The following is a 15121-nucleotide window of genomic DNA, read 5'->3' as shown; positions in this document are numbered from 1 at the left end:
TTTATATCTAGATTTGAGCCAGATGAATACAGAAAAGGCTATCTTCATGCAGGCTCAGGGATCACTCACATTTTTAATCGCCGCCCTTATCGCAGGTGCGGTTGTACCGTTTCAGGCAGGTGCCAACGCAGCTTTAGGACGTGCGCTCGGTCATCCGCTTTGGGCAACGATTGTTTCATTGATTGTCAGCATCATCTGTGTGTTGCCCGTCTTACTGGCGATGAAAGTGTCACTCCCCACTTTCAGTGGTCTCGTAGGACAACCGAAGTGGATATGGATCGGCGGCATTGCCGGTGTGCTCTACATTACCGCCGCCATTCTATTTGCCCCAAAACTTGGTGCAGCCGGTTTCATGACTGCAGTTATCGCCGGACAACTCATCGCCTCTGTGCTGATCGATTATTTCGGCATCATGGGATTTGTATCAAGAGAAATCACGCCATCCCGTCTGATCGGCGTCCTACTCGTCGCCATTGGTGTCATCGTCATGCAGGCGCCATCCCTATGGCGCGGAATGCAGGCACTGACCGCATCCGGACAGAACTAAAACCAAAGGAACGCAAAATGAATACTCAATCCACCCAACAATCACTCACTCTTGGCGAAGGGGCTACCCCTGTTCAAGTTCGCTTTGCCCGGCCAACGGATAAATTTAATGAAGTCATCGCTTTCTATCGTGATGGCCTTGGGCTGCCGCAACTTGGTGCCTTTGAAGCCCACGACGGATATAACGGTATCATGCTGGGCCTGCCCGGAAAGAGTGTACATCTTGAATTCACAGAACATGAAGCAGGCAGTCCTTGCCGGGCTCCGTCGGAAGATAATCTGCTGGTGATCTATATAACCGACGAGGCGGCTTATGACCGTTTGAACAAACGGATGCAGGGCGGAGGCTATGCGCCTGTGGAGCCAGAAAATCCTTACTGGCTCAACCGCAGTTTCACCTATGAAGATCCCGATGGCTGGCGTGTGGTCGTCTGCAAGGAAACAGGTATTTAAAGCGCATTCCGAAAACCGCTTCGCACTTTTCGGAATGCGCTAGCCTCACTTCAAATAAGCAAAAGGCGCGGAAGTCCGCGCCTTTTGCTCGTTAAGCCGAAACCTGCGTTCCCTTACTCGGATCAGGAATGACCACAATCGTGCTGCCATCGCGCACATTGTTATAGAGATCGATGACATCCTGATTGAGCAAGCGGATACAGCCAGACGACACTGCCTTACCAATGCTCCATTCTTCAGGCGATCCATGAATACGATAGATCGTGTCACGTCCGTCTTTATGAATATAGAGAGCGCGTGCGCCGAGCGGATTTTTCAAACCGGGCGGCATACCACCATTGGCGATGCTGTAAGGTTCCAGCGCAGGCTGGCGCGCTACCATTTCATCCGGTGGTGTCCAGCGCGGCCACTGCCGCTTATAAGCGATAATCGCACGGCCAGCCCATGAAAACCCATCACGTCCAACGCCTATGCCATAGCGCATGGCGCGGCCATTGCTGCGCACATGATAAAGATATTTGTTGGGCGTATCGACGATAACGGTGCCAACCTTTTCAGTGGTCGGATAATCGACTTCCTGCCGCCAGAATTTCGGATCGACTTTGGCAACATTCACCGCAGGGATTGGAAACTGCTCATAGGGCATCGCTTCATACATGGGCGGCACAGCGCGTATCGGAGCAGGTTCAGGTTTGACCTGGCTTGCCTGCTGCGCGGTCGAAACACAGCCCGATAATGCAACAGCACTCGCACCGATGAGAAACGCGCGGCGGCTCGTCACTATACGGCCATGGGGAAAGTTACGCGACATTCAAAAACTCTTTCGCTTCATCCAATTAAGCCATTTGGCTCGCTAAACGAACGAAAGAGAAAACCAAACTTAAGTCAGCCTTAAGAGTGCTCATTTATCTGCAACCTCAGCGAAATTGCGCTCTATGTGTTGCTAAAAGAGCGTGCCCTGCCCGCCAGAACCAGACGAAGACGTTTTTCGCGCCGCGCCTTTCGGTGATGGTATCTCAGGGCCATGTCCCGCTGTTGCACAGACATCGCCATCACGGAAGCGGATCGACAAAGCATCCCCTTCCGAAATACTTGCCGCTTGTTTGACCGGCTTGCCATCCGCATCAAAAACAACCGCAAAACCGCGATCCAGAACGCTTTCATAAGAGAGTGTCCGCATCAGGCGTTCCAGTTCCTGCCCACGGCGTTTTGTGCGCTCAATCAACAGGCTGATCGCCTGATCTCGACGGCGATCAAGCTGCTCGACAGTGTTTTTTGCAAGCGTTGCGCGGCGCAACAGCGGCGCCGGCGTCAGTCTTTCGGCACGCCGCGCAAAAGCAACACGTCTTTCGCGCAGGAAGACTTCCAACGCACGCGGCAAGCGCTGGGCAAGCAATTTCAAATGACGCTTTTGCTCATCAAACCCGCGTTGCAGCAAACGTGGCGACAACTGACGCGCACGGCCCTCGAACTGAACGCGTTTCTGTTGCGTGTTCACAAAAAGCCCGCGTGTCAGACGTGACGCCGCCTCATCAAACCGCCGCCGCGGCAAGGCCAGCAACTGATCGGCAGATGGCAGCGCGCGACCGGCCGCACGATAGGCCTGACGCTTCAGGTCAATGAAACGCGACATGGCCGACGCCAGCCGCGCAGACTGTGTTGCAACTGTTGCAACCAGATCGGCTTTGACCGGCACTGCCATTTCAGCAGCGCCTGTCGGCGTTGGCGCACGCACATCAGCAGCCAGATCGATCAGCGTCCAGTCCGTTTCATGGCCAACGGCCGAAATTACAGGAATATGCGATGCGGCAACTGCGCGAACGACGATTTCATCATTGAAGCCCCAGAGGTCTTCAAGACTGCCGCCGCCACGCGCCACAATCAGAACATCAGGGCGCACAATCGCGCCATCTTCGGTCAGTGCATTGAAACCTTCCACCGCTGCGGCCACTTCCGCGCCACTGGTTTCACCCTGCACGCGCACAGGCCAGACAATGACATGCAGTGGATAACGATCCGAAATGCGGTGAATAATATCGCGGATAACCGCACCTGTTGGCGATGTGACAACACCAATCACCCGCGGCATGAATGGAAGAAGCTGCTTTGCTGCGGGATCAAACAGGCCTTCCGCAGCCAGCCTGCGCTTGCGTTCTTCAAGCAGCGCCATCAGCGCGCCTGCACCCGCCGGTTCCATCTGCTCAATGACAATCTGATATTTAGAAGAACCAGGATAGGTCGTCAGTTTACCCGTGGCAATGACTTCCATCCCCTCTTCGGGGCGGAAGCGTAAACGCCCCATGGACCCGCGCCAGATCACAGCCTCAAGCCGCGCACGATCATCTTTAAGTGCAAAATATGCGTGTCCTGACGAATGCGGTCCACGATAGCCGGAAATTTCGCCGCGCACACGCACATGCGAAAACGTATCCTCGACCGTGCGCTTCAAAGCGCCGGAAATCTCGGAAACGCTATATTCCGCTAAATTGGAGGCGGTGCCACCCGGTATCGAATCTGAACCCATACTCATTCTGCAATAGGTAACAGCGGACGTGCATTGGTCAACGGGGCAAGACGCCACCCCGTCATCTTATGCACCATCACCAACCCGGCAATAATTCATTGCTGCGCACACGGCGTGTCCGGACAGAAGGAAAGGATGCTATTTCTGCAGACGCCATCGCAACCGGCGCAGGCGATGAAATATTATCAAGGCTTTCAATGATATGCTGCGCCAGCGCATCCACAATCGCATTTTGTTTGGTATGACCACGCATAATGCCAATACCAAATTCGGGCAGCGCGCCAAAACCGTCCGCTTCACCCAGAACACGCATGCCCGGGCGCAGTGCACATTCCGGCAAAACCGAAACCGCCAGGCCTGATAAAACCGCAGCAGCCAGAACTGTTGCAGACCAGCTTGTGATAATAATCCGATAATCGCGCTCTGCCTGCTCCAGAAGACTGATTGCCGCATGACGCCAGATGCATGTTGGGCGCCCCACAGCCAGCGGAAGCATCGCTTCTTCGTGAACGGCATGATTGGCCGACGCTACCCATAAAAGCGGTTCTGTTCGCACAACTTCAGAGCGGCGCTTGTCATCACACTGCGTCACAAGCGCAATATCCAGCGTTCCCCGGCGGATCATCTCATCGAGATTAACGGTCGGCTCACAAACCACCGAAAGCTCGACACGTGGATTTGAACGCGCAAAGCGCGCCATGATTTCGGGCAAAAACCGATCAGCATAATCATCCGGCGTTCCGATACGCACATGGCCTTCGAGTTGCGTATCGTCAAAAGCTGCAATGGTTTCGCCATTGAGCAACAACATCCGGCGCGCATAGATCAGCAATCGCTCGCCATCTTCAGTCAGCCTGTTAATGCGGCCATCCCGCTCAAAAAGCGGTTTTCCAATGCGCTCCTCAAGACGGCGCATCTGCATGGAAACAGCCGATTGCGTTTTGAAGACAGCATCTGCTGCCTTGGTAAAACTGCCTGTGTCGGCAATGGCAATGAAGGTCTGCAATTGGTCCAGATCCAAAGGCGCACTCATCAGAACCATCCATCATAATTATTGAACTGTTACATTAAAAACATTCGTTGGAATAATCAATTGGCTTGTTGGATAAAGCCGACGTCGCAGAGAATGGAGACGCGAAAGCGAATGACCTGACGATACCAATATTTTAAAGACGCGCGCTTAAAGGAGAGCGGCAATGACAGCGATCAGCAAGACCACGATGACACAGTTACCGGCAACGAGTGCAAACGCCTCCGCGCTCAAGCAAATGGTAAAATCCGTGTTTGTGTCGGTTCTGCGTCGCTGGACGCCTTTCCGAAATCGGCGCCATGTCATGCGCCTCAACGAACTCGATAATTATCTGCTCAAGGATATCGGGCTTCAGAGCGGAGACATTTATACAGTGATTCATACGCGCAGCGCAGAAGATCCGACGCGCGTTCTGTCCAAGCTTGCAGATGCGCGCTTACGCGTGGAGGCAACCCGCCATATCTGCTGAATGAACATCTGGCAGGCGCCACCTTCACAGCCGGGTCCCCTCTCGGCCAGCCTGCCCCTTTGCCCGGCTTGCATCTTTGCTGCCGGGCTTTATGGAATGGCCCGCCCCTTTCCCAGCGTCTGTTAGGATGCTGGCGTGTGTAAAGAAGAAAGGAACGAGCCAATGTCTATTGTGATCCTTGGAGTTGATCTGGGCAAGACCTCTTGCAGCGTAGTTGGCGTCGATGCAACTGGCGCGGTGGTTACTCGCAGAACGATGCGTCGTCAGACACTTATCGATTATGTGTCAACACTTCCGGCTTGTGTTGTCGCAATGGAAGCATGCTGTGGCGCCCATCATTTGGGCCGTTTGTTTGCGGCGCGCGGTCATGAGATACGGTTGATGTCACCGGAATACGTTCGTCCGTATATCAAAGCCCAGAAAAACGACGATCGGGATGCTGAGGGTATTGCCGAAGCTGCATCTCGACCGACCATGCGTTTCGTGAACCTCAAGAGCCAGGAACAGCTGGACATCCAGACGCTGCATCGGGTGCGTTCTCGGCTTGTGGCCGAACGAACGAACCTCATCAATCAGCTTCGTGCAATTCTGCTGGAACGCGGGCTGATCTTTCCGGTTGGGAGACGGAAACTCGAGCTTTGCGTGGATGGAATGCTTGCCGGGAGCAATGAGATATTGTCGCCGCGTCTGTGTCAGCTGGTTGGCGAGTTGCGTGCGGAATGGAAGGAACTCGACGCGAAGATCGGAGCCTTGAATACCGAGTTTATCCAGCTGGCACGCGGTGATGCCGCTATGCGCAGACTGACCTCGATACCCGGTATTGGTGTGCTTAACGCAACGGCCCTGGTCGCTGCGGTGGGTGATGCGAGCAGCTTCACCAAAGCGCGCGACCTGGGTGCCTGGCTCGGATTGGTCCCCAGACAGTACAGCACCGGCGGTAAACCCCGACTGCTTGGGATATCGAAACGTGGCAACACCTATTTGCGCACTCTGCTTATTCATGGCGCTCGCGCGGCATTACCGTCGCTTTCTACAACTGACACGCCTCTGGGGCGATGGTTGACAGCCATGATCGAGCGCGGTGTGCACCGTAACGCTGTGGTTGTGGCGTTAGCAAATAAGTTGGCGCGGATAGCGTGGGCTGCCTTGCGCAAAGAAACAGGCTTTGATCGCAGTTACCCTGTAGCTGTGTAATCGGATCGGCTACGCACTATCAACGCGTAGTCAAACGAGGTTTGCAGGAAGGATCGTGAAGATGGCCTGACAGTCGAACGGCGTTTGGAAAGCCCGGTTAAAAAAATGGCACTTGTTGCCGAGGTCTTTATTGGGGCTCTGAACGTGCGGATGTCCATCTTGGCCATGAGCTTGCTCATGAGACCGTATACGTTGACGCAGACTGATCAGCACACCGTAAAATCCTCTTGCAACGGGGCGGGCCATACGTTTTTTATTACCATCCGTTTCAGCTACCGATGCAATACCAAGGCCTCCCCGGAGCAACAAAGAAATAACTGAATTTACCACATTTTTTTAAAAGAAGGGCTTGCACTCATCGTTTGAGTTCGCTAGATGGAGGCCGTCGACAAACAAAGCTTCACGCTTCTGTCGAAAGTGCTGTTCAGATCAGTAAGACTGACAAGCAAACCCTGCTGGGGAATAGGTTAACGGTAGACCCACGGACTCTGACTCCGTTAGTCCTGGTTCGAATCCAGGTTCCCCAGCCATTTGTTTTCATTAGATAATCTCCAGTATAAAACTAGAACAGTTTCGAGCGGTTTGCACATCAGTTTGCAAAGTTAGTTCTGCTTTCGAGCTTTCTGATTGCAGATTCGGCCAGTTTCGGATCGCGGTTCAGATAGTGCGCATCAAGAATTGAACGCACATCACGCAGGCTATGTCCGCTGATTGTTGCGATCTCCGCCTCTGTACATTCTGCCAGTGCAAGCCGCGTCACAGCTGTTCCGCGCAAGTCGTTGAAGGTCACTCCGGTGATGCCGGCCTTTATGCATGCTTTCCTCCACGATGACCTGAAGCCATCGGCAGTCCATGCGGCTCCTTCAATTGTTTTCAATATTAGACCTGATTTATCAGCGATTGAATCAAGCGCAGCCTTCAGAGGCGCGCCAACGGGAATTATTACACGTGAACCGGTTTTGGATTGTCTCAAACGAATACGCTGCCCGTCATAAGCCTGCCACGTCAGGCTTAGTAAGTCGCCTTGCCGTTGCCCTGTCCACAGAGCTAAAATCAAAGCCAGATGTAAATTAGGTGGGGCCTTCTCCAAAAATAGTTGCTCATCATCAAACGTCCAAACTTTATCAGCGCGAGTGCCGCGATAAACGCGACCGCCCTTCTCGCATGGATTAGCAAGGATCAGCCCATTGCCATGCGCCCATGAGAAAATGCGTGCTAGGACCTGCCAACCATAGTCTGCCTGCCGCCGCGACTGTTTTGCGCGTTCATCACGCCACTGCATGAAAACTGATCGGGTTCGTGTATCTGCCAGAGCGGATAGCGGAAAACTTCCGAATTTCTGTTCAATGACTTTAATGAGTTTCACATAGTCTTTTTTGGTGCGTGGTGCGAGATCGTCCCAAATGGTTGTTTCCTGAAAGCCATTAAGAATTGACTGAAGCGAACCAGCTTTTGGCTTCACCTTCGTGGCAATCGCTTCGTTATACGAATTAATAAACTCGTCGTCGCCCGGCTTGCCTTTCAGCTTCGGCCCGCCGCGCCACGCATACCAATAAGTAACGACATCTCCGTTCGCCAGTTTCTTTACCGATTTGTTGATGCCTTTAAGACGCACGCGCATTCTCTGCCAACCACTTGTCTAGTTCATTTGTGGGCTTCAACGCATCTTCACTCGGTGAAAATACGATGATCTTGCCGGTCTGATCTATCTCTGCTCTTGCTACTTTCATTCCAGCTGCAATGGCACCCTTAATGGCTCGTGTCACATCGGCTTGCTTGAACGGAACAGGCCTTTTCATAATTCACCTCACACCCGCATTGGCATCAGCACGAAAAGAGGCTTTTCGCCGCTGCCTGGGGTTTCAGTTGGCGTGATTTTGCAGGGTGAGCCGGGATCACTGAGTTCAAAGGTCAGTTCCTTGGAATCGACCGCCTCAAGAATGTCGAGGCAGTAGCGGCCGTTAAACCCGATTTGGAAGTCGTCCGGCGCACTGCCGGTAATGTTGATGCTATCCTGTGCCTGGCCGTGGTCCGGGTTGTTTGTTTCAAGCTGCAATTCCACAGCCTTAAAGCAGAACTTCACGGCGCGCCCGCGCTCTGATGAAAGCGTCATCACGCGCCCCAGAGCAGCGGTGAGAGCCTCGCGCTCAACCATGTAGGATTTGTCATTGTTCGCGGGAATAACCCTTGGATAGTCTGGATAATTGCCATCGATGAGCTTTGACGTGATCACGATGCCACCAGGCATTTCGAAGCGGATTTTTTGCGCCGACAGGCTGATTGCTACGTCGCCCTCTGCGCTTGCAAGATGCCTGAGCAGGCTGACTGTCGCACGAGGAATGATAACGCCTGGCATACCTTCGCTGCCTTCGGGCGGCGCAAGCTTGACCAGTGCCAGGCGATGGCCGTCTGTGGCGACAAAGGCCAGATGATCATCTGTTCTGTGAAGGTAAATTCCATTCAGATAATAACGGGTTTCCTCCGTAGAAATTGCGAAGCTGACTTTGGCAATAGCGTCCGCCATATCCGCACCCGTTAAACTGAAATGGTGCGTAAAATCTCCCGCTGACATTTCTGGAAAGTCAGACGCCGGCAGCACCTGCAGGCGAAAGCGCGATCGGCCAGCCGATACATTCACATGTGCGTCGTCGCCCTCAAATTTAACATTCGCACCATCTGCAAACTTGCTGACAGCATCATGCAGCAATGCGGATGGCATCGTGAAAGATGCGATCGCGTCAATGCCCGGCGCTTCGGCGCTTGCGCGCACTTCAAGGTCAAGGTTGGTGCAGGTTACACAAAGGCGGTCATCCTCGGCACTCATCAGCACATTGCCAAGAATAGGAATCGTGTTGCGCTTTTCGACGGCCCGGTTGACCGCCTTCAAGGCGGGGAGCAATGCTCCCCGCGCGATTGTGAAACTGGTGGCCGACATTAGCTGATCTCCGGCTTGCCAGCGAATGAAGGCAGCTCTGTCTGCTTGGTCAGCGTCAGCAAATCCGCTTCAACTTGCTGCGTGATCACCAAATCTGGACGGTAGATATTGTAGAACCAGACAACCTTCTGATTGCTCATGCGATAGCGCAGGCGCACCGGAATGCGCACTTTCTCTCCCATAAAGAATGGGGCGATGGACAGAATGAATATGCCCGGCACTTTGACCGGCTGACCGTCAGCGCCTGTGTGGGTTTCTTCCCACTGAATCTGCCCTTCCCCAGACTGTAACTTGGTTTCTGTCTTCACCTGCGAAGACACATTGACTTGCATTTTGCGTGACAGGTTAACCAGCTGCGACGGCAGCGCCACCGTGGTGTTGAAATCACGCTCAATGGTCGCAATTTCACCCTCCGTCGGTGAAGCAAGGTCAGGAATGCGATCTTCCAAAAAGATGGCAAAATCCTGCTGGCTCATCACCTCGCCGTCATTCTTAACCCAGAGTTTCCAGTCATCTGACAAAGGAAACTCATAATGGATACGATGCTGGCAGTTATCAGCATCTCCACCCGACAGATTGCGATGATAATCAATTATCGATGTGAGGCTTGGCTTGGTCCAATCAAGATTGGCAAATATTGCCGAGTCTTCCGTTTTGTGGCGATTGGTCAGATCAATCAATGCATCCAAAGTCTGCACTTGCGCGACACCGCGCTTGCGGCTTGGAAAGACGCGATATTTTTCAAGAATATGATCAACACCCGAAATTGACGGTGTGCTGCCGCGCGTCAATAAGGCTGGCACTTCCTTTGGAAGCCCGATCATTGATTCCGTGGTTTCAATTGTGACGAGCTCAGCACCACTTGCCTGCGCGCCCAGTTCGGCTGCGGCAGTGATATCAATGGCCAGATTGTGAACTGCGTTTGTTGCAATCGGAGTCTCAGACATTTTAAATCCTATGGCTGTTGAAAAATTATGCGTTGATCACGCCGGACGGGCTGCGCGTTGCCTCACGTGGGCCGCCGAACATGTCGATTTGCTTGGGGTGTTGCGTTGAAAGACTGCCGTCTTCGAGCATCCAGAAATGCGAAGATCCATGAACCTGCTTTGGTCGTTTCGAACCAATATCGGCTTCGATGGTGACTGTGCCGTCCACCACTTCAATATTGAGTTTGAGCGTGACCGACCCTTTGGCTTTCACCTTGGGGCGGTCGCCTGTGTGCTCTTTCAAGGCGAGAAATGTTTCCAGCAATTCTTTGGAAAGGCGGGGAACAACCTCGCCATTTTCCAAAATGCCAATGATGGTATTGGAGTCACGGATGCGTTGCATGGCTTCCTCTGCTGCGGTTTAAAAATCGGGGGAATTTATCCGCGCCATTCCGGCGCAAAAGGGATTTCGTCATCGAGATCACGCGCGAAGCCGCCGCCGCTCTGGCTGGCGTAGCTTTCCGCCGATTGTGAATTGCTCTGATGATCGCGCGTGCGCGTTTCGCCACGTCACTGCTTGCCATATCGACACGTTATGGTTGTTGGGAGCGGCTCTTGAATGATTGACTACCAATTAGAAGCCCCTTAATTCAAGGACCACGAAAAGGGGCTTCAATGAATTGTTATCTCATCAATCTTGATCGCAGTCGTGATCGGCTGGAATTTATGGCTTCGCAGTTCGAAAAGCATGGACTGACATTTGAGCGAGTGGAAGCAGTTGATGGGCGCGCTCTTTCAGAGGAAAAGTTGGCTTCCTATACCCAGCTTAGCAAGAATTGGCCTATCGCCCTCGGACCAACCGAAATTGGATGCTTCCTATCGCATCGAAAGTGCATAGAAATGGCAGCTAAAAGCGAAGCAGCTTTTTCGGCTATATTTGAAGACGATGTTACTTTGAGCAACGGTGCCGCCCGTCTTCTTTCCTCCGACCATTGGCTTCCTGCAGAAGCTGACCTTGTTAAGATTGATGCGTATGGACATGAGGTTTTAATCTCACTCCCAGTTACTAAAGAAGGGCCATACGCAGTTACACGCCTATTGTCGCGCCATTTGCAAACAGGTGGATACATTATTTCGCGGATAGCAGCGCAACGCCTTATCAAGATGATGGACAAAGCGCCCGCGCCGGTTGACCATTTCCTTTTTGATCCGGAAGACGGTCCCTTTAACGAGTTTAATATATATCAGATTACGCCAGCTATCTGTTGGCAGTCTGGGCTACAAAGCACCATTGGAGGAAACAGGCCACGTAAAAGCCGTCCAACATTCTTCCCGCTTCTCTGGCGTGAAGCTACAAGGTTCGTACGCCGCACAAAGCACAACTCAAAAGGCACATGGGTGAATTTAACGCGGGCTGGACAATGGGGACCAATACCGCGCGATAAAGATATCGCTTAAGCTTTTCGCTGCATCGCTAAAAGCAGCCAATAAATAAACTAACCAAAAGCCCGGCCTTAGTGCCGGGTTTTTTTGTTGCCGAAATCAGCCTGTGGCGGGGCATACCCTAAAATTAAAGGAACGAACCCGATGTCGACACCGACTTTCGGCATGACTTTTACGCGGCCAAATGACGAACCGTTGCCGGTTCTCGGCGCAGACTTTTCAAAAATACTGCTCACCGAAACTTCAAACGATGCATCAGCTTCTGAATATCCAGAGGATACGCCAGTCCGCACTTCCACAAGCAATGGCGATGCTGTTGAAGCACTTGGCACCGGCTGTCTCACCGATGCCGTCAAAGGGATCAACGCACAGACTCGTTGTTTGAATTAATCGGCAGTACGCCAGATATAGCGAAAACACATGAAGACATCGATATAATGTGGGAATCTGCTGTTGCACTTGCTTAAGCTGGCTGCGAGTTTTCCAATTGCAATTCGCGCTCCCTTCGGCGCGCAAGTTCTCTCATCGGGCCGGTGCGAAGCGAGGATTCTTGATTCAATTCGCCGCCTTTCTTCCATATTCCATATTTCTCGCGAAAATAATCGATAACCAGCAAATCGGCATTCACTCGATTATGCCCTGCTTCTACGAAGCCCAATAAGCTATCAATACTGGCACCTTCGGTTTCCGGTAAGTGCTTGCGCTTTCCGGTCATCCAAATCGGGATCCCGCGACGTTCCAAATGGCCGGACAACCAGGGATCGTCCACAGTCCACATAACATCCGGGATATCGTAGAATGCTTCATCGAACCATTCCGGGCGTACAAGCACCCCGGCAAAGCCTGCGAGCTGGTCTACATAACCGGCAGTCGAAAGATTGGGCTTATATAAAAATAGGCTCAGTATCCGCTTGGTACGGTATGAAGAATTCTTTTTCTTCCACCTGCCACGCGGAAGCCGATCTGTGGGGCGGCAATCGTCAGAAATATCGGGAAAGCTTTCTCCGACTTCGACGATACAGGCATCAGGATGTTCTGCCGAAGCATCTTTGAAACGCTTATGCCAGCCAGCATCATAAATCTTGTCATCATCGCAAAACAGGATATCGACGTTTTGGTCTTTTAGATCACGTGCGGCAGGCAGAACTTTTGTAGCAGGCCCGTAATCCTTGTCGCATCGCACGATACTGACGCCAGATGGCACCGGGGGCAACGCGCCATCCCAGTTAGTAAACCGCCGATATTCCATCGGGATATAAACACGAATCTCTTGAAACTTGAGGCTTTGTGACAGAAGCGACTTCAGTGTTGGTTCAATCAAATGAAAACGAGAAGGGATCGTCGATAGTGATACTACCGTTGGTCTGCTCATATTGCCCCCAGTATATGCCTAAGAATTAATTACTCGCGAGTTCATCAGCTCTTGTAAGAAGGAATGTCAAGCTTGATGCGGTGAATTTAGCTTGTGGCAAGTCTCTTTTGTGGTGGGCAGCCTGTTTCAAAGCGATGCATTCGCTTTGTCCTGGGCGCGGCGCGACGATTGTTGCCACTCACAAACTAACAGCTAGCCCGCATAATGCGGCCTATTAGTTTTCAACAAGCCCGGCCATCGCGCCGGGTTTTTTGTTGCCGAAATCAGCCCGTGGCGGGGCATACCCTAAAATTAAAGGAGCTAACCCGATGTCGACACCGACTTTCGGCATGACTTTCACGCGGCCAAATGACGAACCGTTGCCGGTTCTCGGCGCAGACTTTTCTAAAATACTGCTCATTGAAACTTCAAACGATGCATCAGCTTCTGAATATCCAGAGGATACGCTGGCCGTTGATACGCGTCCTTTTAGTATCGACAGCATGCAAAGAACCGCCTCGGCAGACATTGCCTCCAAAGCCCTTATCGGGGCTTTTCCAGCCAAAGAGTTCACCGGCGAAGGCGATGATGAAATCACCCTCTCCGGGCAGATTTTACCCACCAGGATCGGCGGTCTCAACGAACTCGAAATAGCCCATGGCATGCGCCGCAGCGGGACAAAATTCCCGCTTCAGCGCGGCGATGGCACACGTTTGGGATGGTTCGCCATCACCCGAATAACCGAAAACCACACTGACCTCACCCTTGATGGCGTTGGCTTTGTCGTCAAGCACACAATCGTCATGACCAAAGTGCAACCGGATGCGGGTGCCGGACAGCAGGTTATCACCGGGCTGCTGTCACTCTTCGGCATATTCTAGGAGCCGTGATGCAAACAATCACCGTGAAGGGCGAAGGGATAACCCTCGACCTGCTGCTTTGGCGTGCCTATGGGGTGCGCGGGCGAAGCCTGCTTGAAGAGGCATTGGCAATCAACACCGATCTCGCCGCCCTCGGCGCGATCATCCCTTTAGGCACAGACGTGCTTTTGCCGGACTTGCCAGCGCAAGGACCCGGCCAATCACGTCACGTTGTTTCTCTCTTTGAGTGAATGATCATGACAAATAACTGGAAAGTGAACTGGAAAGTTCTTGTCGATGGCAGGGACATGACCAGTGCCATGCGCCCCTATCTCATCAGTATCGACATCACCGACAAGGATGGCAGCGCATCCGACACCTGTTCGCTGACATTTGACGACACAGATGGACAGGTGAAGCTGCCACAAGACGGCGCTGCCGTTGAAGCAATCCTTGATGGTGTGTCCAAATTCAAAGGCACAGTCGATAGTGTCCGCTCCTCCGGCTCCCGTGGTGGCGGACGGACACTTCAAGTCACAGCCAAGGGTTTCGACAGCAGAGGCAAGGTCAAGCAGCCTCTCTTGTTTCACAAGGATGATGCAACCTTGCAGGAATTCATCGATGACGCCGCCAAGCGCTCCGGCATATCATCGATCAAGCTTGATGCGGATTTCGCCAATATCCGTCGTAATTACTGGTCTGCGGATGGTGAAAGCTTTTTGCACCTTGGTGAAAAACTCGCCCGTGAATTGGGCGGCTCTTTCAAAATCAGAGGTGATCAGGCTGTTCTCGCAAAACGCGGCGAAGGAAAGGCCACCACGGGCGCGAAGATGCCAGTCATTGAAGGCATTGTCGGCGTCAACGTCATTTCGTGGGACATTGCCCCCTACAAGGGGCGCAGATCATTCACCAAGGCCAAGGTTCGATATTTCGACCGCAAAGCTGCGGACTTCAAATCCAAAGATATTGAGTTTGATCTTGATCGTGATTTGCCAGAATCCACCAACGTTGTTCGCACCACAGTGAGCGATGAAAGCCAGGCTGAGCATGTCGGTGAAGCCCGAAAACGGGAAGCTGAACGCGAGGGCGGCGAAGGCACGGTTGAAATGGATTTGACCGTTGAAGCACAGGCCGAGGCCACCTTCACGCTTTCAGGCGCACGCGCTGGCGTTGATGGTGAATATCGAATCTCAACGGTCCGCCATAAAGCCGACCGAAGCGGGGGCAGCACCACATCGCTGGAAATCAAACAGCCGGGGAAGAATGCCGGAAAAGACACCCGCAAGAAGGGCACCCAGCCCACCACCCCTTCGGATACTTCTGACAGCACATTTGCTGACATGAGTGATGATCCGCTCGATGATTAGCATCAACCAGATACCTCAATATA

Annotated in this window: 18 protein-coding genes and 1 tRNA gene; 10 read left to right on the top strand and 9 right to left on the bottom strand. The window is 52.7% G+C overall.

What is annotated here, in order from left to right; translation table 11 throughout:
- Positions 1-22 precede the first annotated feature (22 nt).
- Both OPR82_RS16615 and OPR82_RS16610 read left to right on the top strand, forming a co-directional pair.
- Positions 23-547, top strand: a complete 525-nt coding sequence (locus tag OPR82_RS16615; RefSeq protein ID WP_265986090.1) for a DMT family transporter — start codon at positions 23-25, stop codon at positions 545-547.
- A 17-nt stretch (positions 548-564) separates the two neighbouring features.
- Positions 565-999: a VOC family protein gene (locus OPR82_RS16610; RefSeq protein ID WP_265986089.1), complete on the top strand. Its 435-nt coding sequence runs from the start codon at positions 565-567 to the stop codon at positions 997-999.
- Positions 1000-1090: 91 nt separating this feature from the next.
- Here OPR82_RS16610 and OPR82_RS16605 read toward each other — a convergent pair whose 3' ends face one another.
- The 3 genes from OPR82_RS16605 to OPR82_RS16595 all read right to left on the bottom strand — a co-directional run bounded on the left by OPR82_RS16605 (position 1091) and on the right by OPR82_RS16595 (position 4556).
- Complete coding sequence (locus OPR82_RS16605; protein WP_265986088.1) at positions 1091-1810, bottom strand: L,D-transpeptidase; 720 nt, start codon at positions 1808-1810, stop codon at positions 1091-1093.
- Between the two features lie 132 nt (positions 1811-1942).
- Positions 1943-3523 (bottom strand): exodeoxyribonuclease VII large subunit, encoded by a 1581-nt coding sequence (xseA, locus tag OPR82_RS16600; RefSeq protein WP_265986087.1) that lies wholly within the window; start codon positions 3521-3523, stop codon positions 1943-1945.
- 76 nt (positions 3524-3599) lie between these two features.
- Positions 3600-4556, bottom strand: coding sequence for a LysR substrate-binding domain-containing protein (locus OPR82_RS16595; protein WP_265986086.1), 957 nt, complete (start codon positions 4554-4556; stop codon positions 3600-3602).
- 163 nt (positions 4557-4719) lie between these two features.
- Here OPR82_RS16595 and OPR82_RS16590 point away from each other — a divergent pair, with 163 nt between their 5' ends.
- The 3 genes from OPR82_RS16590 (at position 4720) to OPR82_RS16580 (ending at position 6746) form a co-directional block, all read left to right on the top strand.
- The gene (locus tag OPR82_RS16590) at positions 4720-5022 is read left to right on the top strand and encodes a DUF1127 domain-containing protein (RefSeq protein WP_265986085.1); all 303 of its coding nucleotides are present in this window, start codon (positions 4720-4722) and stop codon (positions 5020-5022) included.
- A 162-nt stretch (positions 5023-5184) separates the two neighbouring features.
- On the top strand, positions 5185-6216 hold the full coding sequence (locus OPR82_RS16585) for an IS110 family RNA-guided transposase (protein WP_265986084.1): 1032 nt from the start codon (positions 5185-5187) through the stop codon (positions 6214-6216).
- A 456-nt stretch (positions 6217-6672) separates the two neighbouring features.
- Positions 6673-6746, top strand: a tRNA-Gln gene (locus tag OPR82_RS16580).
- 59 nt (positions 6747-6805) lie between these two features.
- Here the strand turns inward: OPR82_RS16580 and OPR82_RS16575 are convergent.
- From OPR82_RS16575 to OPR82_RS16555, 5 genes are read right to left on the bottom strand one after another with little or no spacing between them, the layout of a single operon-like run.
- Complete coding sequence (locus OPR82_RS16575) at positions 6806-7837, bottom strand: tyrosine-type recombinase/integrase (protein WP_265986083.1); 1032 nt, start codon at positions 7835-7837, stop codon at positions 6806-6808.
- A complete protein-coding gene (locus OPR82_RS16570; RefSeq protein ID WP_265986082.1) occupies positions 7821-8015 on the bottom strand; it encodes a hypothetical protein in 195 nt (64 codons plus the stop codon). The genes OPR82_RS16575 and OPR82_RS16570 overlap by 17 nt, the downstream gene beginning before the upstream one ends.
- Before the next feature lie 8 nt (positions 8016-8023).
- Positions 8024-9151 (bottom strand): DNA polymerase III subunit beta, encoded by a 1128-nt coding sequence (gene dnaN / locus OPR82_RS16565; RefSeq protein ID WP_265986081.1) that lies wholly within the window; start codon positions 9149-9151, stop codon positions 8024-8026.
- Positions 9151-10098, bottom strand: coding sequence for a DUF2303 family protein (locus OPR82_RS16560; RefSeq protein WP_265986080.1), 948 nt, complete (start codon positions 10096-10098; stop codon positions 9151-9153). The genes dnaN and OPR82_RS16560 overlap by 1 nt, the downstream gene beginning before the upstream one ends.
- 25 nt (positions 10099-10123) lie before the next feature.
- Complete coding sequence (locus OPR82_RS16555; protein ID WP_265986079.1) at positions 10124-10480, bottom strand: hypothetical protein; 357 nt, start codon at positions 10478-10480, stop codon at positions 10124-10126.
- A gap of 272 nt (positions 10481-10752) precedes the next feature.
- Here OPR82_RS16555 and OPR82_RS16550 point away from each other — a divergent pair, with 272 nt between their 5' ends.
- Both OPR82_RS16550 and OPR82_RS16545 read left to right on the top strand, forming a co-directional pair.
- Positions 10753-11535 (top strand): glycosyltransferase family 25 protein, encoded by a 783-nt coding sequence (locus OPR82_RS16550; RefSeq protein WP_265986078.1) that lies wholly within the window; start codon positions 10753-10755, stop codon positions 11533-11535.
- A 129-nt stretch (positions 11536-11664) separates the two neighbouring features.
- Positions 11665-11910 (top strand): hypothetical protein, encoded by a 246-nt coding sequence (locus tag OPR82_RS16545; protein ID WP_265986077.1) that lies wholly within the window; start codon positions 11665-11667, stop codon positions 11908-11910.
- A 73-nt stretch (positions 11911-11983) separates the two neighbouring features.
- On the opposite strand, the gene OPR82_RS16540 is transcribed toward OPR82_RS16545, so the two are convergent.
- Entirely contained in the window at positions 11984-12892 is a 909-nt protein-coding gene (locus OPR82_RS16540) for a glycosyltransferase family 2 protein (protein WP_265986076.1), read from the bottom strand.
- Between the two features lie 308 nt (positions 12893-13200).
- Here OPR82_RS16540 and OPR82_RS16535 point away from each other — a divergent pair, with 308 nt between their 5' ends.
- From OPR82_RS16535 to OPR82_RS16525, 3 genes are read left to right on the top strand one after another with little or no spacing between them, the layout of a single operon-like run.
- Entirely contained in the window at positions 13201-13752 is a 552-nt protein-coding gene (locus tag OPR82_RS16535) for a phage tail protein (protein WP_265986075.1), read from the top strand.
- 8 nt (positions 13753-13760) lie between these two features.
- A complete protein-coding gene (locus tag OPR82_RS16530; protein WP_265986074.1) occupies positions 13761-13982 on the top strand; it encodes a tail protein X in 222 nt (73 codons plus the stop codon).
- A 6-nt stretch (positions 13983-13988) separates the two neighbouring features.
- Positions 13989-15098 carry a phage late control D family protein gene (locus tag OPR82_RS16525; protein WP_265986073.1) on the top strand — a complete coding sequence of 370 codons (1110 nt, stop codon included), beginning with the start codon at positions 13989-13991 and terminating at the stop codon, positions 15096-15098.
- The last annotated feature ends 23 nt before the right edge of the window (positions 15099-15121 follow it).

Origin of the sequence: Ochrobactrum chromiisoli, from assembly GCF_026241335.1 — a bacterium.
Classification (GTDB): Bacteria; Pseudomonadota; Alphaproteobacteria; order Rhizobiales; family Rhizobiaceae; genus Brucella; species Brucella chromiisoli.
The sequence above is the reverse complement of the archived record's forward strand: the minus strand, read 5'-3'. Positions and strand labels throughout refer to the sequence as shown.